The 264-nt window shown below is 51.1% G+C and carries 1 protein-coding gene; it reads left to right on the top strand.

The features are described 5' to 3' along the window. Positions 1-63: 63 nt before the first annotated feature. On the top strand, positions 64-264 hold a 201-nt coding region (locus R2R70_RS20845; RefSeq protein ID WP_410979027.1), incomplete at its 3' end, for a hypothetical protein.

Here is a 264-nt window from a genome sequence, read left to right as displayed (position 1 = left end):
CCGGGGGCGCAAATTACATCCCCGGTTCCTGACGGAGTTCCATTCCTGGGAAAGATGGTCGGTGTGAGTTACGACTTCGGGGCTGCATCAGCAAAGTTGCTTGTGGTCGAGTACAAGATAGATAATTCGTTCGATATTCGAATGATCGGTGTGGGAGGTGAGGTAAGGGTAATGCCAACGCTGTATGTTGACGCGGGTGTATGGTTGGCGAGGGACGCTAATCGCTCGGAAAATTCTACATTGATTGTTGGATCGGGATTGCAG

The organism is Cobetia sp. SIMBA_158 (genome assembly GCF_046566945.1).
Classification (GTDB): domain Bacteria; phylum Pseudomonadota; class Gammaproteobacteria; order Pseudomonadales; family Halomonadaceae; genus Cobetia; species Cobetia amphilecti.
The sequence above is the reverse complement of the archived record's forward strand: the minus strand, read 5'-3'. Positions and strand labels throughout refer to the sequence as shown.